Annotated in this window: 17 protein-coding genes and 1 tRNA gene; 3 read left to right on the top strand and 15 right to left on the bottom strand. The window is 60.9% G+C overall.

The annotated features are described in order from the left end of the window. Window positions 1-7: 7 nt before the first annotated feature. Window positions 8-949, bottom strand: a complete 942-nt coding sequence (gene pfkB, locus CAF77_RS12255; protein ID WP_085654594.1) for a 1-phosphofructokinase — start codon at window positions 947-949, stop codon at window positions 8-10. Further along, window positions 949-3,810: a phosphoenolpyruvate--protein phosphotransferase gene (gene ptsP, locus CAF77_RS12250; protein ID WP_085654592.1), complete on the bottom strand. Its 2,862-nt coding sequence runs from the start codon at window positions 3,808-3,810 to the stop codon at window positions 949-951. The genes pfkB and ptsP overlap by 1 nt, the downstream gene beginning before the upstream one ends. Window positions 3,811-4,116: 306 nt before the next feature. Between ptsP and cra the strand changes: the two genes are divergently transcribed. Then, complete coding sequence (gene cra, locus CAF77_RS12245; RefSeq protein WP_085654590.1) at window positions 4,117-5,112, top strand: catabolite repressor/activator; 996 nt, start codon at window positions 4,117-4,119, stop codon at window positions 5,110-5,112. A 3-nt stretch (window positions 5,113-5,115) separates the two neighbouring features. Next, the gene (locus CAF77_RS12240) at window positions 5,116-5,892 is read left to right on the top strand and encodes a TatD family hydrolase (RefSeq protein ID WP_085654588.1); all 777 of its coding nucleotides are present in this window, start codon (window positions 5,116-5,118) and stop codon (window positions 5,890-5,892) included. Here CAF77_RS12240 and CAF77_RS12235 read toward each other — a convergent pair whose 3' ends face one another. The 5 genes from CAF77_RS12235 to CAF77_RS12215 form a co-directional block, all read right to left on the bottom strand. After that, window positions 5,893-6,282, bottom strand: coding sequence for a hypothetical protein (locus CAF77_RS12235; RefSeq protein WP_064382579.1), 390 nt, complete (start codon window positions 6,280-6,282; stop codon window positions 5,893-5,895). A gap of 154 nt (window positions 6,283-6,436) precedes the next feature. After that, window positions 6,437-8,467: a methyl-accepting chemotaxis protein gene (locus CAF77_RS12230; RefSeq protein WP_085654586.1), complete on the bottom strand. Its 2,031-nt coding sequence runs from the start codon at window positions 8,465-8,467 to the stop codon at window positions 6,437-6,439. Window positions 8,468-8,624: 157 nt separating this feature from the next. Continuing rightward, complete coding sequence (ampE, locus tag CAF77_RS12225; RefSeq protein ID WP_085654584.1) at window positions 8,625-9,458, bottom strand: regulatory signaling modulator protein AmpE; 834 nt, start codon at window positions 9,456-9,458, stop codon at window positions 8,625-8,627. Next, on the bottom strand, window positions 9,455-10,015 hold the full coding sequence (gene ampD, locus CAF77_RS12220; protein WP_064382582.1) for a 1,6-anhydro-N-acetylmuramyl-L-alanine amidase AmpD: 561 nt from the start codon (window positions 10,013-10,015) through the stop codon (window positions 9,455-9,457). Before ampD ends, ampE begins: the two co-directional genes overlap by 4 nt. A 64-nt stretch (window positions 10,016-10,079) precedes the next feature. After that, window positions 10,080-12,269 (bottom strand): DUF1631 domain-containing protein, encoded by a 2,190-nt coding sequence (locus tag CAF77_RS12215; protein ID WP_085654583.1) that lies wholly within the window; start codon window positions 12,267-12,269, stop codon window positions 10,080-10,082. Between the two features lie 254 nt (window positions 12,270-12,523). Between CAF77_RS12215 and nadC the strand changes: the two genes are divergently transcribed. Continuing rightward, entirely contained in the window at window positions 12,524-13,372 is an 849-nt protein-coding gene (gene nadC, locus CAF77_RS12210; protein ID WP_011332412.1) for a carboxylating nicotinate-nucleotide diphosphorylase, read from the top strand. 88 nt (window positions 13,373-13,460) lie between these two features. Here the strand turns inward: nadC and CAF77_RS12205 are convergent, their stop codons facing one another. The 8 genes from CAF77_RS12205 to nusA all read right to left on the bottom strand — a co-directional run bounded on the left by CAF77_RS12205 (window position 13,461) and on the right by nusA (window position 22,434). Beyond that, window positions 13,461-13,760 (bottom strand): DUF6388 family protein, encoded by a 300-nt coding sequence (locus tag CAF77_RS12205; protein WP_064384138.1) that lies wholly within the window; start codon window positions 13,758-13,760, stop codon window positions 13,461-13,463. Window positions 13,761-14,008: 248 nt separating this feature from the next. Then, window positions 14,009-14,084 (bottom strand) — tRNA-Thr (locus CAF77_RS12200). A 130-nt stretch (window positions 14,085-14,214) separates the two neighbouring features. Beyond that, window positions 14,215-16,320, bottom strand: a complete 2,106-nt coding sequence (gene pnp / locus CAF77_RS12195) for a polyribonucleotide nucleotidyltransferase (protein ID WP_011332410.1) — start codon at window positions 16,318-16,320, stop codon at window positions 14,215-14,217. A 194-nt stretch (window positions 16,321-16,514) separates the two neighbouring features. After that, window positions 16,515-16,784 (bottom strand): 30S ribosomal protein S15, encoded by a 270-nt coding sequence (gene rpsO, locus CAF77_RS12190; protein WP_011332409.1) that lies wholly within the window; start codon window positions 16,782-16,784, stop codon window positions 16,515-16,517. Between the two features lie 141 nt (window positions 16,785-16,925). Beyond that, window positions 16,926-17,843 (bottom strand): tRNA pseudouridine(55) synthase TruB, encoded by a 918-nt coding sequence (gene truB, locus CAF77_RS12185; protein WP_007953739.1) that lies wholly within the window; start codon window positions 17,841-17,843, stop codon window positions 16,926-16,928. Between the two features lie 4 nt (window positions 17,844-17,847). Further along, window positions 17,848-18,249 (bottom strand): 30S ribosome-binding factor RbfA, encoded by a 402-nt coding sequence (rbfA, locus tag CAF77_RS12180; RefSeq protein WP_007953741.1) that lies wholly within the window; start codon window positions 18,247-18,249, stop codon window positions 17,848-17,850. Between the two features lie 159 nt (window positions 18,250-18,408). Continuing rightward, a complete protein-coding gene (gene infB, locus CAF77_RS12175) occupies window positions 18,409-20,925 on the bottom strand; it encodes a translation initiation factor IF-2 (protein WP_007953742.1) in 2,517 nt (838 codons plus the stop codon). Between the two features lie 27 nt (window positions 20,926-20,952). Continuing rightward, window positions 20,953-22,434: a transcription termination factor NusA gene (nusA, locus tag CAF77_RS12170; RefSeq protein ID WP_039769175.1), complete on the bottom strand. Its 1,482-nt coding sequence runs from the start codon at window positions 22,432-22,434 to the stop codon at window positions 20,953-20,955. Window positions 22,435-22,455: the final 21 nt, after the last annotated feature.

Genomic DNA, 22,455 nt, shown 5'->3' with positions numbered 1-22,455 from the left:
AACCCTCTTATTGTTCTGTCAGGGGGCGCACGCGCACGCCCTGTTCGAGCTGCACCAGTTGCGCAGCATCGTGAATACCGAAACCGATCTGGGTCACCGCCTGCGCCGCAATTGCGGTGGCCGTGCGCAGGGTTTGTTCCGGCGTGTCCGCGCTGAGCAGACCGTGGAGCATGCCGGCCAGCAACGAATCGCCAGCACCGACCGTGCTGGCGACGCTGACTTTCGGCGGCGTCGCGTGCAGCGCCGAGCCGACGCTGAACCAGTTCACACCCTCGGCGCCATGGGAAATCACCACATGCTCGATGCCCTGGGCGTGCAGCTGATTGGCTGCCTCGGCCTGAGACGCGTGGGATACCACTTCACAGCCCAGCGCATCGGCCAGCTCTTCGGTATTCGGTTTGATCAGCCACGGACCGGCCTTGAGCGCTGCGCGCAAAGCTTCGCCGCTGGTGTCCAGAGCGACTTTCAAACCCAACGCCTTCAAACGCTCGACCAACTCGCGCAGCCACTGCGCAGTCACGCCGCGCGGCAAACTGCCGGCCACCACCACCGCGTCATGTCCCGGCGCGATCTGCACCAGACGGTCCAGCAACGCCTGTTGCGCCACCACGCCCACAACCGGGCCCGGGCCGTTGATGTCGGTGATGCGTCCATCCTGCTCAGCGACCTTGATGTTGCTGCGGGTCTCGCCGGGCACCCGGATAAACGCATCGGTGAAACCGCGCTTGGCGAACAGGGTTTCGAACGCTTGCAGATTGTCTTCGCCGAGAAAGCCGCTGACCGTCAGTTGATGACCGAGGTCGGCCAGCACTTGCGCGACGTTGACGCCCTTGCCGGCGGCGTGGGTGTGCATCTCGTCGCTGCGGTTGACCTGACCGGCCTCCAGGCGTGGCAACTGCACCGTGAGGTCCAGCGCCGGGTTGAGGGTCAGGGTGAGAATCTTGGCCATTACAGGGCCTCCACTAATGCGCGCACTTCGTTGGCGCTGCCCACGGCCAGGGCTTGTTGAGCAAGGGTTTGCGCCTGGGTCAGGCTGAGTTCGCGGATGCGTGCCTTGACCTCGGCGATGCTGCGCCCGGAGACGCTCAATTCATCCACACCGAGGCCGACCAGCACCGGTACTGCCAGCGGATCCGCCGCCAGCTCGCCGCAGACGCCGACCCATTTGCCGTGGGCATGGGCCGCGCGCACGGTGATGTCGATCAGTTGCAGCACCGCCGGGTGCAAGCCGTCAGCCTGGGCGGACAAGGTCGGATGACCCCGGTCGATGGCCAGGGTGTACTGGGTCAGGTCGTTGGTGCCGACGCTGAAGAAATCCACCTCTTTGGCCAGCACCGGCGCCAGCAGTGCGGCGGACGGCACTTCGATCATGATCCCCAGTTGCAGGTCGGCAACCGGGATTTCCAGACGCAGGCGTTCGGTCATGTCGCGGGCCTGACGCCATTCTTCGACACTGCCGACCATCGGGAACATGATCCGCAACGGACGGTTGTCCGCCGAACGCAGCAAGGCGCGCAACTGCGCCTCCATGATCTGCGGACGCTGCAAGGTCAGGCGAATCCCGCGCACGCCGAGGAACGGGTTTTCTTCCTTGGCGATCGGCCAATACGGCAGCGGTTTGTCGCCGCCGACATCGAGGGTGCGCACCACCAGCGGCCGACCGGCGAGGCCGTCGAGGACGCGGCGGTATTCGGCTTCCTGCGTCGCCTCGTCCGGCGCCTGTGGATGAGCCATGAAAATCAGTTCGGTGCGCAGCAGGCCGATGCCTTCGGCGCCCTGCTCCACCGCGCTGATCACACCGGCGCTTTCACCGATGTTGGCGAACACTTCCACGGCGTGGCCGTCGGTGGTGTGCGCCGGTTGATGGCGTTGTTCGGCGGCGGCTTTCAGACGTTGTTCGCGGGTGTCACGCTCTTCGCTGGCGCGTTGCAGGGTCGCGGCATCCGCGTCCACATGCAGGCGACCGCGCTGACCATCGAGCAGCAACGGCGTGCCCGGCTTCAGCAGCAGCACTGCTGCGCCCGCACCGACCAGCGCCGGAATCCCCAGTGCGCGAGCCACGATGGCGCTGTGCGCGGTGGCGCCGCCACGGGCGGTGAGAATCCCCGCGACCCGCGCCGGATCCAGACGCGCCACGTCGGACGGGCCGACCTCGTCCATGACGAGAATGTACGGTTGCTCGGGCTCGGCGGGCGTCTGCACGCCACACAGTTGCGCCAGCACCCGACGACCAATGTCACGCAGATCGGCGGCGCGCTCAGCGAGCAACGCGTCCTGCAACGATTCCTGTTGTTTTGCGGCCGCCTCGATTACGGCCATCCAGGCTGCTTCGGCGCTTTCGCCCTGCTTGAGACGGGTGTCGACTTCGTCGGTGAGTTCCGGGTCGTCGAGCATTTCCTGGTGGGTGATGAAAATCTCGCGGATCGCCTTGGCCTTGCTGCGTTCGATCAGGCCCTGAATGTCTTGACGCACGTCGGCTAGCGCTTGCTTGAGACGCTCGCGCTCAATGGCGGCGGACTCGCCGCGCAACGGGTAATCGATGGTTTGCTGGACCTGAATGTGCGCCGGGCCGATGGCGATGCCAGGGGCGGCAGGGATCGCTTGCAGCAGACTGCCGGAGGCCGGGGCGGTCAGGACTTCTGCAATGTCCGTAATCACTTCGCGCTGTTGACTGACTGCGGGCAACGGTTCGACTTCTTCGCCGAGGCCTTCTTCGATGGCGGCCAGCAACGCCGGCAAGGCATCGGCAGCGATGCTCGGTTCGGCGATGATTTCCAGCACCTGGCCACGACGAGCGCCGAGGCTCAGCAATTTGCTCAGGCTTTTCACCGATACGGCGCTGTCCTGACCGTCGACGATGCGCACACGGATTTCGCCGTCAAAACTCTTCGCCAGTTGCGCGAGGATCTTCGCCGGCCGCGCGTGCAGACCATGGGCGTTGGCCAATGCGATACGTGCGCTCGGCCAGTCGGCCGGCAACTCGCCGCCGAGTACTTCGAGGACTTTGCGGCTACTGGTGGCACGGCCCAGTTCATGGCCGCGACCTTCGATCAGCAACGCGCACAACCGCTCGAGCAACGCCTGATGCGCTTCACCGAGACTGGCCAGACAGAACAGACCGCTGAGCGGCTGGCCGAGGTAACGCATCGGTTTGTCCGGCGTGACGAACGCAAGGCCCGGACGCTTCACGGTCTGTTCGCTGTGCAGCCACCACAGGCCATCGCCCAACGGCAGCGCTTCGACCTGCTGCAAAACGCCAGCGAAACCGTTGCTCACGCAATCGGCCTGACGCAGCAGACGCGCACCGCGCCAGACCAGTTCTTCGAAATCGTCGGCCGATACACCGAGGCCGATCATCTGCGCATCCAGCGCCAGTTCTTGCGGCGCGCCTTGCAGCAGTTTCAGCAATGCTTCGGGCGAACTGGCGCGGCGCAGGGCCTGGCCCAGATCGGTCTCGCCGAGGGCGCGGGTCAGCAGTTGCAGCAAGCGCAAGTGTTCGTCGGATTTGGCGGCGATGCCGATGGCCAGATAAACGATCTGGCCGTCGCCCCAGTCCACGCCGTCGGGAAACTGCATCAGGCGCACGCCGGTGGCAAACACCTGATCACGGGTTTCGGGCGTGCCGTGGGGGATCGCAATGCCTTGGCCGAGGAAGGTCGAGCCCTGAGCCTCCCGGGCCTGCAGGCCGGAGAGGTAGCCGTCGGCGACCAGACCATCGGCGACCAGATGACTGGCCAGCAATTGCAAAGCGGCGGGTTTATCCACAGCCGACTGGCCCATGGATATCTGCTCTACAGTGAGCTCAAGCATGCGATCTCCTTTTTGGCGTCGTGTGACGCCAGGTATTGTTTTGAATGGTTGCAGCTTAGGCGCTGTAGGCCATCCTTTTCAGGAGGCAGTTTTGGCGGTTTCACGGCAGAACCGGCCAAAGGCGTCTAAAACGTAGAAAATACGCTTGCTGAAACGTTTAATCTAGATTGATCGGCACGTTACTCGATAATGTCCCATCCTTGAAGTCCAACTTGTCGGATGCGCTGAGACAATGGTCGCCTGCCTGAATCGGGTAGGATTGGCGAAAATGTCGCGGCAAGCTCGAAAAAACAAGGAAATCCCGGGTTGAAACTCAGTGATATCGCGCGGTTGGCCGGAGTGTCCGTGACCACCGCCAGCTACGTCATCAATGGCAAGGCCGAACAGCAACGCATCAGCAACGCCACCGTCGAGCGGGTGCGGGCGGTGGTCGAACTGCACGGCTTTACCCCCAATCCACAGGCAGCCGGGCTGCGCAGTCGGCACACCCGGACCCTGGGTTTTATCCTGCCGGATCTGGAAAACCCCAGTTACGCGCGGATCGCCAAACTGCTGGAGCAAGGTGCCCGTGCGCGGGGTTATCAGTTGCTGATCGCCAGCTCCGACGATGCCCCCGACAGCGAACGGCAACTGCTGCAACTGTTCCGCGCGCGACGCTGCGATGCGCTGATCGTCGCCAGCTGCCTGCCGGCCGGTGACGACAGTTATCGCCAGTTGCAGACCAAGGGTTTGCCGATCATTGCCATCGACCGAGTGATGGATGCCGAACATTTCTGCTCGGTGGTCAGCGATGACCGCGAAGCCAGCCTGCACCTGACCGAAAGCCTGCTCGACCCGCAGCCGAAACAGATCGTACTGTTGGGCGCCCGCCCGGAACTGAGCATCAGCCAGGAACGTGAAGCCGGATTCAAGCAAGCCCTGGCCGGGTTCAAGGGCGAAGTGCTGATCGAACACGCCGAGTCCTTCAGCCGCGAGTGCGGCAAGCAGTTGATGGAAGATCTCCTGCAACGCCTCGGGCATTTGCCGGATGCGCTGGTGACCACGTCCTACGTACTGTTGCAGGGGGTGTTCGACGCGCTGCATGACTTCCCGTTAAAAAACCGCCCGCTGCGCCTCGGCACATTCGGCGACACCCAGTTGCTCGACTTTCTGCCGCTGCCGGTCAACGCCATGGCCCAGCAGCACCAGTTGATCGCCGACAAGGCGCTGGAACTGGCGTTGGCGGCGGTCGAACAATCGGACTACCAGCCTGGCGTGCAAGCCATTGCCCGTACCTTCAAGCAGCGTATTCACCGGGACTGAGCCGTGGAGCTGATCGACAGCCACACCCATCTGGACTTCCCCGACTTCGACGCCGACCGCGCGGCACTGCTCACCGAAAGCCGCGCCCTCGGGGTGCGGCGAATGGTCGTGTTGGGTGTCTACGAAGGCAACTGGCAAAGGGTGTGGGATCTGGTGCAAAGCGATGCCGATCTGTACGCGGCCTTCGGATTGCACCCCGTCTATCTCGATCAGCATCGGCCTGAAGACCTGCTTGCCCTGGGCGACTGGCTGACACGGCTAAAGGGTCATCGGCAGCTGTGCGCGGTCGGCGAAATCGGCCTGGATTACTTCATCGAAACCCTCGACCGCGAACGCCAGCAAGCGCTTTTCGAGGCACAACTACAATTGGCGGCAGATTTTGAACTGCCGGCATTGATCCATGTGCGGCGCAGTCATGCGGCGGTGATTGCCACGCTCAAGCGCTTCAAGCTCAAGCGCGCCGGCATCATTCACGCCTTCGCAGGCAGCCGTGAAGAAGCGCGGGAATACATCAAACTCGGTTTCAAACTCGGCCTCGGAGGTGCACCGACCTGGCCGCAGGCGTTGCGCATGCATAGGGTGCTGGCCGACTTGCCGCTGGATTCGGTGGTATTGGAAACCGACTCACCGGACATGGCGCCCGCCATGTACCCCGGCATTCGCAATACGCCAGCGCATCTGCCGGCGATCTGCGACTCACTGGCCACTTTGATGAACATCAGTGCGCAACAACTCGCTGCCGCCAGTACCGCCAACAGTTGCGAGGTGTTCGGCTGGTAGTCAGTCGGCGTGGGCCTTGGCCGCGTCGAGAATCAGCGTCAGATGCTGGCGCTGCCGGGCATAACGAATCACCGCGAAGTACACGAAAATCGCGATCAGCGATCCGTTCAGCTGCTCGGTGACGCTGAGCAGACCCACCCATTCCATCACCAGGGCCACCAGCAGCGCGGTGCATACCGTCACCAGCGCACTGGCGCGCAGCAGGCCGAGTGAATCGAGCGAACGGAAACGTTTGATCTGCTTGGGGCAACGCAATTCCAGGCTTTTCTGGCAATGGGCACAGGTGAACGCTTCGTGGATCGAAATGGCATTCAGTTGCCAGGGTTTGAGCACCAGCGTGGTCTGGCAGTGGGCGCAGAGGCCCTGGACGCCCAGGGTTGCGACGGACATATGCGATCTCCTCCAAGTGGTCAATGAACTGAGCTTGGTTCATTGAAGCCGAAAAACCAGCGCCTGGAGGAAAACAGGATTGGGCTTACAGATGTAGGCAAAAAAGTACTACAAGCCATTCCGAAAAAACCTGCCTCACAGGAGGCAGGTCAATTCAAACCCGGAACGCGCTGATCAGCTGTTTCAACTCGACCACCTGCGCCGACAACGCGCGGCTGGCGTCTTCGGTCTGATGCGCGCCTTCTGCGGTGCGCTCGCCGGCACGGTTGATCTCGACGATGTTCTGGTCGATATCGTGGGCGACGGCGGTCTGTTGTTCGACGGCGGCGGCGATCTGCTGGTTCTGGTCGACGATCATGCCGACAGCGCCGAGGATGTTTTCCAGCGCCTGCTGGACTTTTTCCGACTGCCCCACCGTGCCGTTGGCCATCTGATGGCTGACGCCCATAGCCTTTACTGCCGCGCCGACGCCGCCGTGGAGTTTGGCGATCATCTGCTCGATTTCTTCGGTCGATTGTTGGGTGCGCTTGGCCAGCGTGCGGACTTCGTCGGCGACCACGGCAAAACCGCGGCCCTGCTCACCGGCCCGCGCGGCCTCGATCGCGGCGTTGAGCGCCAGCAGATTGGTCTGTTCGGCGATGCTCTTGATCACTTCCAGCACGCGACTGATCGACTGACTGTCGCTGGCCAACTGGTTGATCACCAGCACCGATTGATCGATTTCGCTCGCCAGTGCAGCAATGCTGCCCTGCTGCGATTCCACCAACCCGCGACCGCTGATGGTTTCGTCGTTCACGCTGTGCGCACTGCTGACCGCTGCCGCTGCACTGCGTGCCACCTCCAGCGATGTCGCCGACATCTGGTTCATCGCGGTGGCCACCTGCTCAATCTGCGTGCGCTGCCCGGCGACTGCCTGATTGCTTTGCGCCGAGACGTTTTCCACCTGCCCCGCCTGTCGCTCGACCTCGCCAACGGTGTGGCCGACCCGTTCAATCAGGTCATGGATTTTCTTCACCGTACCGTTGAACACTTCGCCCAACTCGCCGAGTTCATCACGGCTGTTGGCGCGGAAATTCACTGTCATGTCGCCCGCGGCAACTTTATCCATCATGGCGCCGAGGTTTTTCAGGGTGGCGCGGGTCGACGCGTAGAAGCCGCCATAGAGATAGAAAATCAGCACGAACACCACCGACAACGCCACAGCTTGCAGCACCATGTGCGTGCGGTTTTGCCCCAGGCGCTGCTGCAACTGGGTGTCGAGGAATTTCAGGGTGGCGTCGTTGAGCTGATAGGTCTGGTCCATCAGCCCGGTGACCTGGTCATAAAACCCCTGCCATGGAGCGTCGAGCGTTTCGGCCATCACCACTTGTTCTTCGATCAGGGTGCCGGCCTGTTTCAGCGATGCCTTGCTGGCATCGGCCGGTGCGCTCAGGGAATCACGGGCGGCTTTGCTTGAGCTCAGCGCGTCCTGCAACTTCAGGCCGTACTCGGCCTGAAGTTTTTCAATTTGCACCAACAACTCGTCAAAACGGGTGCTCGACGAACTGTTGAGAAAGCCCTGGCCCAATGAATACGAGCCCATCGCCCGACCTTCGCCCAAGGCCTGGGTAACGGCCGGCGTGATCGCGGTGATCAGCTCGCTGAGCTGGCGAATGTCGCCCTGATTGTCGCGACTCAATCCGGCCTGACTGGCCACGATCTGGCTGAAAACCTGCGCATTGCCCAGCAACTTGCCGATCAGCGCACTTTTGCTTTGCAGGGAGTTTTCCGCTTGCTGGGCCTTGAAGGCGGCGATCATTTCATCGCGCTTGGCCTCGAAGAATTTGATCTGCTCCGGATCCTCGGTCATCGGCGTCAGCCCTTGCAGGCGCGCCAGGACGTTTTGCTCAAGGCTGGTGATCTGCGCTTCGACATTGCCGGCCTTGCCGGACTGGCCGAGGGTGACGTTGATCTGCACCAGATTGTTAAGGGTTTCCAGATCCCGGCGCAGGGTCAGGCTGCTGCCCAGCAGGTCGAGGCTCTGCAGCTCCACCCGGGTGCCCTGGAATTCGCGATAGGAGTCGCGCACCAGATAGAAATTGGTCACCAGCATCGGCACCAGGAACAGCACGCTGATCAGGCTGAACTTCATGCCGAAGCTCAAGCGGTTCATCAGCGAGACGGCGGGATAGAGCAAGCTCTTCACTGGAAGTCTCCCTTGGTTTTTTCTTGTTTTTATTGGCAGGCGCGAGGCGAAAGCAGATAGCCACTATCGGGCGCCATCTCTGTATAGCTCAAATCGAAGGGAGGTTTTGTAACTTAAGGTTAACGAGGGGGATTGCCCCCCTCGTCACAGGAACGGCCTACGCCAGCACCGTCCACAGGGCAAAGCCGGCATACCACAGCACCGCCGCCCGCAGCAGCAGTTCCCACAGGCAGTCGAGGGTGTTGATGCCTTCGGGACCGACAGCGGCCGGCGGGATTTCCCCGGCCGCCAGCCCGACCTTGTTGATCAGTTGCGCGGCGCTGATGTTCCAGTTCAGCAGTTCGTGCAGCATTACTCGGCTGACCGCGACGAAATTGCCCACCAGTGCAAGGCTCGCGGCCAGCAGGCGCACCGGCACCCAGTCGAAGGCATGACGCAATTGCCCGGCCCGTTCGGCCACCGCCGGGTTCTGGGCGTTTTCTTCGGCCAGCGCCAGCAAGCGATAGCTCAGCGCCGCCACCGGACCGAGCAGGAAATACCAGAAAATCACCGCAAAAAAGCTCTGGTAGGCCTGCCACAACAGATGTCGCTGCACTTGCTCCAGCAATTGTTCGCCGCTTTCGGCGCAGATGTTCAGATCACGCTTGGCCACGTGGGCGGCGGCCTGCATATCCTCACGGCGCCAGGCATCGCGGAACGGCCCGAGCTCGCCGAGCAGGTCACCCCGCCCCAGGCTGTAAATCACCACCAGCAAATGCACCGGCAACGCCAGCAGACCGTAGGCCACCGGCTCCAGCACCACCAGCAGCAAGCCCAGCAGCGCCACCGGCAACAGCACCAGGACGGTCAGCACCAGCCACGGCTGTTTCGCCAGCCCGCCGGTTTCAAGCTTGTGCAGTTCGCGGATCCATCCGCCATCGCGTTGCACCCGTTGGCGCAGAGCCGAGAACTTCTCGATCCAGACCGCCAGCAGTAACACCAGAAAACTCATTGTCCTTCCTCTTGTGCCAGGGCAGCGCGGTAGCGTGCCCAGTCGAATGCGGGTCCGGGGTCGGTCTTGCGACCGGGGGCGATGTCGCTGTGCCCGCAGATACGCTCGAGCGTGATCGCCGGGAACGCCGCCTGTATCTGCCGGGTCAGCACGGTCAACGCCTGGTACTGCGCATCGGTGAACGGCAGATCATCGGTGCCTTCCAGCTCGATGCCCACGGAAAAATCGTTACAGGTTTCCCGTCCCTCGAACACCGAAACGCCGGCATGCCAGGCACGCTCAAGACAGGAGACAAACTGGGTGACCTTGCCGTCACGTTCGATCAGAAAATGCGCAGACACGCGCAGGTCGGCGATCCCGGCAAAGTAGGGATGTTCCGTGACATCCAGACGATTCTGGAAAAATTCCTGGACCTTGCCGGTGGCGAACTGCGCCGGTGGCAGGCTGATGTTGTGGATGACCAACAGGGAGACTTCGCCCGCCGGGCGTTCATTGAAGTTGGGCGAAGGGCAGACCTGCACCCCGTGACACCACCCGCTTGCGGGATCCAACTGCATACCGATTCCTTCAACGCCGACTGTGTTGGCGACCAGTATGCCGTGATCGGCCCCCGGCGCGCGATCACTTGCCGCGATTGAGCCGCCGCAGATTGCCGAGCACCGACTCCAGCGCCCGATCGAACAGCAAGGTGTCGTCCAGCGTCCGCACCGCGCCGCGACGAAACGCCAGGGCCAGTTCGGTGCGGTCACGCTCCAGCACTTTCATCCCGGTACGGTCGACGAATACATACTTGCCGGTCGCCTCGATGATCGCTGCCAGTTTGCAGCGCAGGGTGTGTTCTTCGTCTTCCTCGAACGCCACCCAACTGCCCAGACGCAGCTGATCGACCTGGCGCAAACCGGCGTCGTCGGCCGGCAAACGCGCCGGCGTGCGTGGCTTGAGACCGTCGTCGGCCATCTGCAAGACAATCGTCTGCGACACCTCGATCATTTCCGGCAGCACGGACTGATCCGGTCCGCTGGACGGCTCGAGCAGGCGCACATGCAGCGCTTCCAATTCACTGAAAAAGCCGCTGGTGGCAAACGGATCAAAAGCTGAAGTGCTCAGGCCGTCGCGCAATGACTTGAGCAACCCCGGCACCAGCGCCAGCAGACGCAGACCGGCTTCGGCGTCGTCGTGGCGCTGCACGCTCCAGATCAATTGCTCCATGGTCTGCACGTCGGCCTGCCATTCGGCAGACTGATCGCCGTGCTTGAGGCAGGTCAGCAGCAACACCTTGCTCCAGGCCTCCTGCACGAACGTCACCACCGACGGTGGCAGGACTTTGCCCAGCAACGCCTGATTGAGCGCCTGCTCGACCCGTTGGCGGGCCAGTTCGGTTTTCGCCCGGCCCTCTTCGGCATCGCGCAATCGCTGTTCAAGTAATTCACTGCGACGGCGCTCGTCACTGGTGAAGGCGAGGAAGTCCGCCAGCAACTCGGAAAAAATCGCCGGGTCATCGACGAAATCCGTCAGCAGGCGCTGCACCACTTGCTCGATGCGCAGGTACAGGCTGTCGCGCGCATTGCCGTCGCACTCACCCCAACCCATCGCCGCTTCGGCGATTTCATTGAGCAGGCGCCGCGCCGGGTGGCTGCTGCGGCTGAAGAAGCTTTTGTCGATCACCGCGACCTTCAACATCGGGATCTGCAACCGGGCAATCAGCGCCTTGAGCGAATCCGGCAGGTTGCGATCATCGAGGATGCAGTCGAAGACCATGGCCACCAGATTGATCACGTCCTCGTCGGCCCCGCCGACGATTCGCGGCTTGCCGCTGCGCACGCTGACCCGGGTCAGCAACTGTTCAAGCTGATGGCGCAAATCGAAGTCGTCCTGCACCGCCAGCGCCGGCACGTATTGCTGCAGGTGCGAAAGCAGGCGCAGCAGGTCGCGGGTGGAAATCGGTTGGGCGGGAGCGCTGGGCTCAAGGGTCGGTGCGACGCTGCCGCGCACATGCAGCAGCAACTCCTGCAACGCGGCGAAGACCTCCTGCACGCCTGTATCGGTCTGGGTTGGGTCGACGCCCTCGAGTTCACTCTGGACGCTGGCCACGGCCTGATCGATGGCGCGACGGGCCGGTGCCGGCTTGAGCTCGGGCAACACGCCCGTGGCGATCAGCAGTTGGTTGGCTTCGGCATAGAGTTGATCGGTGTCGGCCAGCACATAGCGCTCGAACAATTTGAGCAGGATCAGTTTGACCTTGATCTCCACCCCCAGATTGCGCCCGGCTTGCAGGAAGTATTCGCAAAGCATCGCCGGGCCCAGCGGGTTGTAATGATCGTCCAGGGTCTTGCCCAACAGCGCATTGAATCGCGCGGTCAGTTGATCGAGGGCGAAACCGTCGCGATTCAGTACGCGGCCGACCATGGTTTCCACCGCGACGTTGCGCTCCATGTCATCGGTGCGCGCTGTCGTGTCCTCGTGCTGCAAAGCATGAGAGAGGACGGTGGGGACGGGATCGAATTGAGTGAGGCCGACGAAGGCCTCGAAGAACTGCTCGAGAAAACCGCGCTCGATGTTCTTGCGCTTGAGGCGCAGGTCGCGCATGGCCTCGAAAAAAATGTTCTGTTCGACGTCATTGCGTGCCCGATCGGCCATTTCGAACAGGGTGTCGTCGGCGTTATCGAACAACTCCTGCAAACCGTTGCGCAGGCGCTGGGCAGCCTTGTCGCGAACCTGAAGCAGAATTACGGGCAGGCGGGCGAGCGGCGAGTGAGTCGCCTGATCGGCAGTGACCTTGTGCAAAGGCACTACATTCCCGTCGTTGTGCATCCAAGCCTCCTGAAACGGTGATTCGCCGACGTCAAAGTCATGGCGTCAAATGCAAGGCGGATTATCTTGCAAAAGATGTCTCCGGCGCCATAGCCGTCAGGGTTTCCCCTATGCGCCGACACCTTCCAGTGACCACGAAGGAATGGGGATTGCTCAAGAAAATCGACCGGATGCAGCGCTGCGTAGCGGTTCTCGCCTTGGGTTGGCTGATGCCATGCCCCTATAATCGGGCCACTTAGTTTGTGGAGCCCGTTATGCCGAATCTACGTCTCGCCGATTTGACCGCCGAAATCGAAGCCAACGTGCGCCGTGCGTTGCTCGAAGACATCGGCAGCGGCGACATCACCGCGCAACTGATCCCGGCCGAACGCCTGGCCAAAGCCACCATCATCACCCGCGACGCCGCCGTCATCAGTGGCACCGCCTGGGTCGATGCGGTGTTCCGCCAGCTCGATCCACGGGTAGCGGTGCACTGGCAGGTGCGCGATGGCGAACGGGTTTCGCCGAATCAGCCACTGTTTCATCTGGAAGGCCCTGCCCGTTCGCTGCTGACCGGCGAGCGCAGCGCCCTGAACTTCCTGCAATTGCTGTCGGGCGTGGCGACCCGCGCGCAATACCTGGCGGACTTCGTTGCCGAGACCTCGGTGAAACTGCTCGACACCCGCAAGACCCTGCCGGGGCTGCGTCTGGCACAGAAATACGCGGTCACCTGCGGCGGTTGCCATAACCATCGCATCGGCCTGTACGACGCGTTCCTGATCAAGGAAAACCACATCGCCGCCAGCGGTGGCATCCCGCAAGCCATTGCCGCTGCGCACAAGATTGCCCCGGGCAAGCCGGTGGAAATCGAAGTGGAAAGTCTGGAAGAGTTGAAAGAGGCGCTGGCCGCCGGTGCCGACATCATCATGCTCGACGAACTGAGCCTTGATGACATGCGCGAAGCCGTGCGCCTGAACGCCGGCAAGGCAAAACTGGAAGCCAGTGGCGGCATCAACGAAAGCACGCTGCTGCCGATCGCACAGACCGGGGTGGACTACATCTCGATCGGTGCGATGACCAAGGACGTGAAGGCTGTAGACCTGTCGATGCGCCTGAGCATTTAAGGGCAGCGGCAAGATGCGAGCTACAAGCTGCAAGCCAAAGCGGTTGTGCTTTTACTTGTAGCTTGCGGCTTGTAGCTGGCAGCTCTCGTCAAACGACGAGATTGTTCATCTCGCAGTATTCTTCCCACTCGACGCCCAACACTTCAGCCGCTTCCTTGTGCAGCTCCAGGCGCTTGGCCTCGAACTCTTCAGGCGTACTGGTGTACTTGAGGGTCAACTCCCACGGCTGCAGGCCCTGGGCTTCGGCTTCATCTTCGAACGCCCACTGAATCTGGTCTTTCTGATCATCGGGACTCAGGTCCTTGATCTCTTCCTTCAGATCCGGAACATCAAGGATGTATTTTCTAAGCGCTTCTTCGTGACGTTGCTCTTGAGTTAATTCGTTCATGGCGTTCTCGCTGATCATGGGAATGGAGGATGGATCTGGATCATCAAGGATCTCTCTGACGCGGACTGTCCGGCCTTCGGAACCATTCGGGATCATCTGAAAACTGCTAAGCGATGCTCATGCAGACAACGAATATAGGACGTTTGGCGAGCGAATTACACGGGACTTTACATCTCTCCCACAAAAAGTTGACCCGAGGAACATAAAACCGGATTTCGAGGGGGGAGCGAGAAAGATGAAAAGAGAAGTGGTGCCCGAGACAGGAATCGAACCTGCGACCTTCGCGTTACGAGTGCGCTGCTCTACCGGCTGAGCTACACGGGCGGTGGGCTAAACCTAGCACTGGTCTTGCAGGTCGGCAACTTCGCCGAATGACTCGATATTTCACGGACAAAAAAATGCCCCGCCGTTTTCACGGCGGGGCATCTTTCATTGCACTGGAGCTGCGGGGTGATTAAACGCCCGAAGCCTTGGCCGCTGCCACGTCTTTGATGGACAGCTTGATACGGCCGCGGTTGTCCACGTCCAGTACCAGCACTTCCACTTCCTGGCCTTCTTTCAGGATGTCGGTCACTTTCTCTACGCGAGCGTCGCTCAGCATCGAGATGTGCACCAGACCGTCCTTGCCCGGCAGGATGTTGACGAATGCGCCGAAGTCGACGATGCGTTCAACCTTGCCGACGTAGATCTTGCCGATCTCGGCCTCTGCGGTGATACCCAGAACGCGCTGACGAGCTGCTTCAGCGGCTTCCTTGGTTTCGCCGAAGATCTTGATCGAACCGTCGTCTTCGATGTCGATCGAAGCCTTGGTCTCTTCGCAGATCGCACGGATGGTCGCGCCGCCTTTACCGATGACGTCACGGATCTTGTCGGTGTCGATCTTCATCGCGATCATGGTCGGAGCGTTGGCCGACAGTTCGGTACGCGACTGGCCGATGATCTGGTTCATCTGGCCGAGGATGTTCAGGCGCGCTTCCAGGGCTTGGCCCAGAGCGATTTCCATGATCTCTTCGGTGATGCCCTTGATCTTGATGTCCATCTGCAGCGCGGTCACACCTTTGGCGGTACCGGCTACTTTGAAGTCCATGTCGCCCAAGTGGTCTTCGTCACCCAGGATGTCGGTCAGGACGGCGAATTTCTCGCCTTCCTTAACCAGACCCATGGCGATACCGGCAACCGGTGCCTTCATCGGAACACCAGCGTCCATCAGGGCCAGGGAAGCGCCGCAAACGGAAGCCATCGAGCTCGAACCGTTGGATTCGGTGATTTCCGATACCACACGGATGGTGTACGGGAACACGTCAGCGGCAGGCAGCATGGCCGAAACCGAGCGACGGGCCAGACGGCCGTGACCGATTTCGCGACGACCGGCGCCACCCATGCGACCACACTCGCCCACCGAGAACGGAGGGAAGTTGTAGTGCAGCATGAACGGGTCTTTTTTCTCGCCTTCCAGGGTGTCCAGCAGTTGTGCGTCGCGGGCAGTGCCCAGCGTCGCGACGACCAGAGCCTGGGTTTCGCCACGGGTGAACAGTGCCGAACCGTGAGTCTTCGGCAGAACGCCGACTTCGATGTTCAGCGGACGTACGGTGCGAGTGTCGCGACCGTCGATACGTGGCTTGCCGTTGACGATGTTTTCGCGAACGGTGCGGTATTCGATTTCACCGAAAGCGGCTTTGACGTCGGCAGCCGAAGGCTGGCCTTCTTCACCGGACAGCTTGGCAACAACCTGGTCACGCAGCTCGCCCAGACGCGCATAACGGTCGGCCTTGATGGTGATGGTGTAAGCCTGGGAGATCGCTTCGCCGAACTCGGAACGGATAGCAGCCAGCAGCTCGGTGGCTTCTGGAGCAGGCGCCCAGGTCCAGGTTGGCTTGGCCGCTTCGGCAGCCAGTTCTTTAACGGCGTTGATCACGACCTGGAACTCGTCGTGAGCAAACAGTACTGCGCCCAGCATCTGGTCTTCGGTCAGCTCTTTGGCTTCCGATTCAACCATCAGCACGGCGTCCGAAGTACCGGCAACGACCATGTCCAGGCTCGAGGCAGCTTGCTGCTCGTAAGTCGGGTTCAGCAGGTAGCCGGTGCTTTCGTGGAAAGCCACGCGGGCGGCGCCGATCGGGCCGTCAAAAGGAATGCCGGAGATCGCCAGGGCAGCCGAGGTACCGATCATCGCAGCGATGTCCGGATCGGTCTTCTTGCTGGTGGAAACGACGGTGCAGACAACCTGCACTTCGTTCATGAAACCTTCAGGGAACAGTGGACGGATCGGACGGTCGATCAGTCGGGAAGTCAGGGTTTCTTTCTCCGAAGGACGGCCTTCACGCTTGAAGAAACCGCCAGGGATCTTACCGGCAGCGTAAGTCTTTTCCTGGTAGTGAACGGACAGAGGGAAGAAGCCCTTGCCCGGATCGGCTTGCTTGGCACCGACTACGGTCACCAATACGCTGACGTCGTCGTCAACGGTGACCAATACTGCGCCGGAGGCCTGACGGGCGATACGGCCAGTCTCGAGGGTAACGGTCGACTGACCGAACTGGAATTTTTTGATTACCGGGTTCACGGTGTCCTACCTTCTTTGTGGCTCTTGGGGGAACTGGTTTCTTGCGAAATTCTTGGGCAATGCCGGGAATCGGCCCGACGCCTGTCCAGGGTAAAACGTGTATCCAGATAAAACTTGAGGCTGGGAGCCTGCCGGACGCCGGCGGAAACCCGCTGACGTCTGACAGACAACCAACCTCATAGCGCAATCGCTGATTAGCGACGCAGACCCAGGCGAGCGATCAGAGCGCTGTAACGGCTCACGTCCTTGCCTTTCAGGTAGTCCAGCAGCTTGCGACGCTGGTTAACCATGCGGATCAGACCACGACGGGAGTGGTGGTCTTTACCGTTGGCCTTGAAGTGACCTTGCAGTTTGTTGATGTTGGCGGTCAGCAGTGCAACTTGCACTTCTGGCGAACCAGTGTCACCAACGGCTTGCTGGTAGTCGGCAACGATTTGAGCTTTTTCTTGAACGTCGAGAGCCATGAGGCAATCCTTTTATCAGGAAACTGTTTCAAAAACAGTTTCAACAGGCCAGGGACAAATCCCTGTATCTATAAAAGAGTAGTGACCGTGCCTGTTGACAGCCACACTCGCCGGCCTGCTGTTACACAGACCGGTTTCCGGTCATTCTGACCGAATCAGTCGACGCGGCGCGATGCGCCCGTCTTCGCTCACTTCACCGATACCGATGAAGCGACCGTTGTGATCCTGTACCCGCACCATGCCGAACTTCGGAGCATCCGGGGCACGTACCGGCTGGCCGTTGAGCCAGTAGAACGCGCTCGCTTCCGAGAACTGCAGCAACGGCCAATCCTGCAGGCCGCTGTCCGATGGCATCAGGAAGCGGTCGACCGCTTCGTTGCCGCCTTCGGCATGTACCGCTTCCAGCTCTTCGAGGGTCACGGTCTGCGCCAGGGTGAAAGGCCCGGCCTGGGTACGACGCAGTTCAGCGACGTACGCACCACAACCGAGTTGCTCACCGATATCCTCCACCAGGGTGCGAATATAGGTGCCCTTGCTGCAATCCACCGCAAGACGCGCAGTATCGCCTTCGAAGGCCAGCAATTCCAAGCGCGCAATAGTAACAGAACGCGGTTCACGCTCCACTACTTCACCTGCACGGGCCAACTTGTACAGCGGCTGGCCATCACGCTTGAGAGCCGAGTACATCGGCGGTATCTGACTGATTTGCCCACGAAATTTCGGCAGAACCGCTTCAATGTCGGCCTGACCAACGGTCACCGGACGTTCCTGCAAAACCTCACCTTCGGCGTCTGCCGTGGTGGTGGTCTTGCCCAATTGCGCCAGGGTTTCGTAACCCTTGTCGGAATCGAGCAGGTACTGCGAGAACTTGGTCGCCTCGCCAAAGCACAACGGCAGCACGCCGGTGGCCAGAGGGTCGAGACTGCCGGTGTGACCGGCCTTTTCGGCGTTGAGCAACCAGCGAACCTTCTGCAAGGCTGCGTTGGAGGTGAACCCCAGCGGCTTGTCGAGCAGGATGATGCCGCTGACGTTACGACGGATACGTTTGACCTGAGCCACCGAGTTACTCCTTGGTGTCTTCGGGTTCTGCCGCAGCCACGTGCTGATTGTCCTCAGCCACGGCGCGCTCGATCAGGGCCGACAGGTGCGCACCCCGCACGACGCTTTCGTCGTAGTGGAAGTGCAATTGCGGCACGCTGCGCAGCTTCATTTCACGGGCCAGCTGCATGCGCAGGAAGCCGGCGGCAGCGTTGAGAACCTTGATGCTTTGCGCGATGTCTTCGGCGTTGTCCTGCCCCATCACGGTGATGAAGATCTTTGCGTGACCGACGTCACGGCTGACTTCCACAGCGGTAATGGTGACCAGGCCGACGCGCGGGTCTTTGACTTCACGACGGATCAGCTGGGCCAGCTCACGCTGCATCTGATCGCCGATACGTTGGGTACGGCTGTATTCTTTTGCCATGATTTGTTACCTGTTACTGCCCTGCGGTGAAACCCGCAAGGTCTGAAAGCGGCAAACGCCCGGCCTGACAAAAGCCAGACCGGGCGTTGCGTTTAGAGTCCTGACGCCGTGCCGCGCACTTGCATGCGGCGGCCCGACGTGGCCCTTGAAGTGCGCGAGTCAGAGGCTGCGAGCAACCTGAACCTTCTCGAAGACTTCGATCTTGTCACCGACTTTGACGTCGTTGTAGCTCTTCACGCCGATACCGCATTCCATGCCGGCACGTACTTCGGAAGCGTCATCCTTGAAGCGGCGCAGGGATTCCAGCTCGCCTTCGAAGATAACGATGTCTTCACGCAGTACACGGATCGGACGGTTACGGTGAACAGTACCCTCGATCACCATGCAGCCGGCGATGGCGCCGAACTTAGGCGAACGGAATACGTCACGGACTTCGGCCACACCGAGGATGTTCTCGCGAACGTCGCTGCCAAGCATACCGGTCAGGGCTTTCTTGACGTCTTCGATGATGTCGTAGATCACGTTGTAGTAACGCATGTCCAGACCTTCCTGCTCGACGATCTTCCGTGCGCCGGCATCGGCACGCACGTTGAAGCCGAACAGTACAGCGTTGGAAGCCAGTGCCAGGTTGGCATCGGATTCGGTGATACCACCGACGCCGCCACCGACCACGCGCACTTGCACTTCGTCGTTGCCCAGGCCGTTCAGAGCGCCCTGCAAGGCTTCCAGCGAACCACGGACGTCGGATTTGAGGACGATGTTAAGCGTCTTCTTCTCTTCCTGACCCATGCTTTCGAAGATGTTTTCCAGCTTGCCGGCGTGAGCGCGAGCCAGCTTGACTTCGCGGAACTTGCCTTGACGGAACAGAGCCACTTCACGGGCTTTCTTCTCGTCGGCAACCACGCTCATCTCGTCGCCAGCGTCAGGCGTACCGTCCAGGCCGAGGATCTCGACCGGAATGGCCGGGCCCGCTTCCTTGATCGGCTTGCCGTTCTCGTCGAGCATGGCGCGCACGCGGCCATAGTTCGAGCCGACCAGCACCATGTCGCCTTGACGCAGCGTACCGTCCTGAACCAGAACAGTCGCCACCGGGCCACGGCCCTTGTCGAGACGCGATTCAACCACGACACCACGGCCAGGAGCCGAAGGCGTGGCGGTCAGTTCGAGAACTTCAGCCTGCAGCAATACAGCTTCGAGCAGTTCGTCGACGCCGGTACCCATCTTCGCGGAGACCGGGACGAATGGAGTGTCGCCACCCCAGTCTTCAGAGGTCACGCCGTGGGCCGACAGTTCGCTACGGATGCGATCGAGGTCGGCACCCGGCTTGTCGATCTTGTTCACCGCAACCACCAGCGGAACGCCGGCAGCAACAGCGTGCTGAACGGCTTCGATGGTTTGTGGCATCACGCCGTCGTCCGCCGCAACCACCAGGATCACGATGTCGGTCGCCTTGGCACCACGGGCACGCATGGCGGTAAACGCGGCGTGACCCGGGGTGTCGAGGAAGGTGACCATGCCGCGTTCGGTTTCAACGTGGTAGGCACCGATGTGCTGGGTGATACCGCCGGCTTCGCCAGCAGCTACCTTGGCACGACGGATGTAGTCGAGCAGCGAGGTCTTACCGTGGTCAACGTGGCCCATTACGGTCACGACCGGCGCACGAGGAACTGCTTCACCTTCGAACTTCAGGGACTCGGCCAGGGAATCTTCCAGGGCGGTGTCGCTGACCAGGGTCACTTTGTGGCCCAGTTCTTCGGCTACCAGTTGAGCAGTTTCCTGATCAAGCACCTGGTTGATGGTCGCTGGAGTACCCAGTTTGAACATGAACTTGATGATTTCGGCAGCCTTGACCGACATCTGCTGGGCGAGATCGCCAACAGTGATGGTTTCGCCGATCTTCACTTCACGCACGACAGGGCCGGTCGGGCTCTGGAAACCGTGAGCGTTGCGTTTTTTCAGCTTGGCCTTGCCGCGACCGCCGCGACGGAAGCCATCGCTTTCTTCGTCGGTAGTGCGTGGCGCCACACGTGGTGCCGGAGCCTTTTCCTTGACCGATGCGCGATGCGGAGCGTTTTTGCGCTCGCCATCACCACCGCCACGACGGTTGTTGTCGTCGGCACGCGGCTTGTCCGGGCGGCGCTGCTCGTCACGCTTGCGAGTGTCGGCAGCTGGGGCAGCAGCCACAACCGGCGCGGCTTCGCGCACTGGTTCGGCCACTGGCGCAGGTGCAGCGACGGCTTCGGCAGGAGCGGACGGCGCAGCAGGCTGGCGACGCGCTTCTTCTTCGGCGCGCACGCGGGCTTCTTCTTCAGCCTTCTGACGGGCAGCATTTTCTACTGCACGACGTTCATCCAGTTCACGCTTGCGCTCGGCTTCGATTTCTTCCGGGCTACGCTGTACGAAAACTTTCTTCTTGCGGACTTCAACGCTGATGCTTTTGCTGCCAGCCACACGCAGGGTGCTGGTGGTTTTACGCTGCAGCGTGATCTTGCGTGGTTCTTCCACTTTCGCCTTGTGGCTGCTTTTCAAGTGGGTCAGCAGGGATTGCTTCTCACTGTCAGTCACATTTTCTTCGGCGGCGGTGTGCGGCAGACCTGCCTCACGCATCTGCTGCAACAGGCGCTCTACCGGTGTTTTGACCTCATCGGCCAGTTGTTTCACCGTGACTTGCGTCATGCACTTCTCTCCTCAGGCCGCGCCTAATTACTCGAACCAGTGGGCTCGGGCGGCCATGATCAACTTGCCGGCACGATCTTCGTCAATGCCGTCGATGTCGAGCAGGTCGTCAATAGACTGCTCGGCCAGGTCTTCGCGGGTAATTACGCCGCGCACCGCCAGTTCCATCGCCAAATCCTTGTCCATACCCTCAAGCGAGAGCAGGTCTTCGGCCGGATGGGCGTCTGCCAGCTTTTCCTCAGTAGCGATGGCTTTGGTCAACAAACGATCCTTGGCACGAGCGCGAAGCTCGTTGACGATGTCTTCGTCAAAGCCGTCGATGTTGAGCATTTCTTCCAACGGTACGTAGGCAATCTCTTCCAGGCTGGTGAAGCCTTCGTCTACCAGCACCTGAGCCAGTTCTTCGTCGACTTCCAGCTCGTCGATGAAGTTGCGCAGGATGTCGCCGGTTTCCGCTTGCTGCTTAGCCTGGATGTCCGATTCGGTCATCACGTTCAGGGTCCAGCCAGTCAGCTGGCTCGCCAGACGCACGTTCTGACCACCACGACCGATGGCCTGAGCCAGATTGTCTGCGCCAACGGCGATGTCCATGGCATGGGCATCTTCGTCAACGATGATGGCCGCCACTTCTGCCGGCGACATGGCATTGATCACGAACTGTGCCGGGTTGTCGTCCCACAGGACGATGTCGACACGCTCGCCACCCAACTCGCCCGACACGGCCTGGACGCGCGAACCGCGCATACCGATGCACGCGCCCTGCGGGTCGATGCGTTTGTCCTTGGAGCGGACAGCGATCTTGGCACGCGAACCCGGATCACGGGATGCGGCCATGACTTCGATCAGACCTTCAGCAATTTCCGGCACTTCGATACGGAACAGTTCGATCAGCATTTCCGGCGCGGTACGCGACAGGATCAGCTGAGGACCGCGGTTCTCGGTGCGGATTTCCTTGAGCAGCGCACGCAGACGCACGCCAACACGGAAGGTTTCACGAGAAATGATGTCTTCACGGGCCAGCAACGCTTCAGCGTTATTACCCAGGTCGACGATCACGTTGTCGCGGGTCACTTTCTTCACGGTGCCGGAGATGATTTCTCCCAGGCGCTCGCGATAAGCGTCAACCACTTGAGCGCGCTCGGCTTCGCGCACTTTCTGCACGATGACCTGCTTGGCGGTCTGAGCAGCGATACGGCCGAACTCGATGGACTCGATCTTTTCTTCAACAACGTCGCCAACCTTGGCGCCAGGGTGCGTTTCAGCAACCTTGCTCGGCCAGGTTTCGATGGCCGGATCATCGAGATCATTCTCTTCGACGACCGTCCAGCGACGGAATGTTTCGTAGGAACCGGTGTGGCGGTTGATTTCCACACGCAGATCAACTTCGTCTTCAAAACGCTTTTTGGTAGCAGTGGCCAGAGCCAGCTCCAGCGCTTCAAAAATCACGCTTGCCGGTACACCCTTTTCATTGGATACCGACTCAACAACCAGCAGTACTTCTTTGCTCATCGTACGCCTCGCCTTTCGCAA

This window comes from Pseudomonas sp. R15(2017) (assembly GCF_002112685.1).
Classification (GTDB): Bacteria; Pseudomonadota; Gammaproteobacteria; order Pseudomonadales; family Pseudomonadaceae; genus Aquipseudomonas; species Aquipseudomonas glycinae.
Note: the sequence above shows the minus strand (reverse complement) of the source record. Positions and strands in the feature narration are given on the sequence as shown.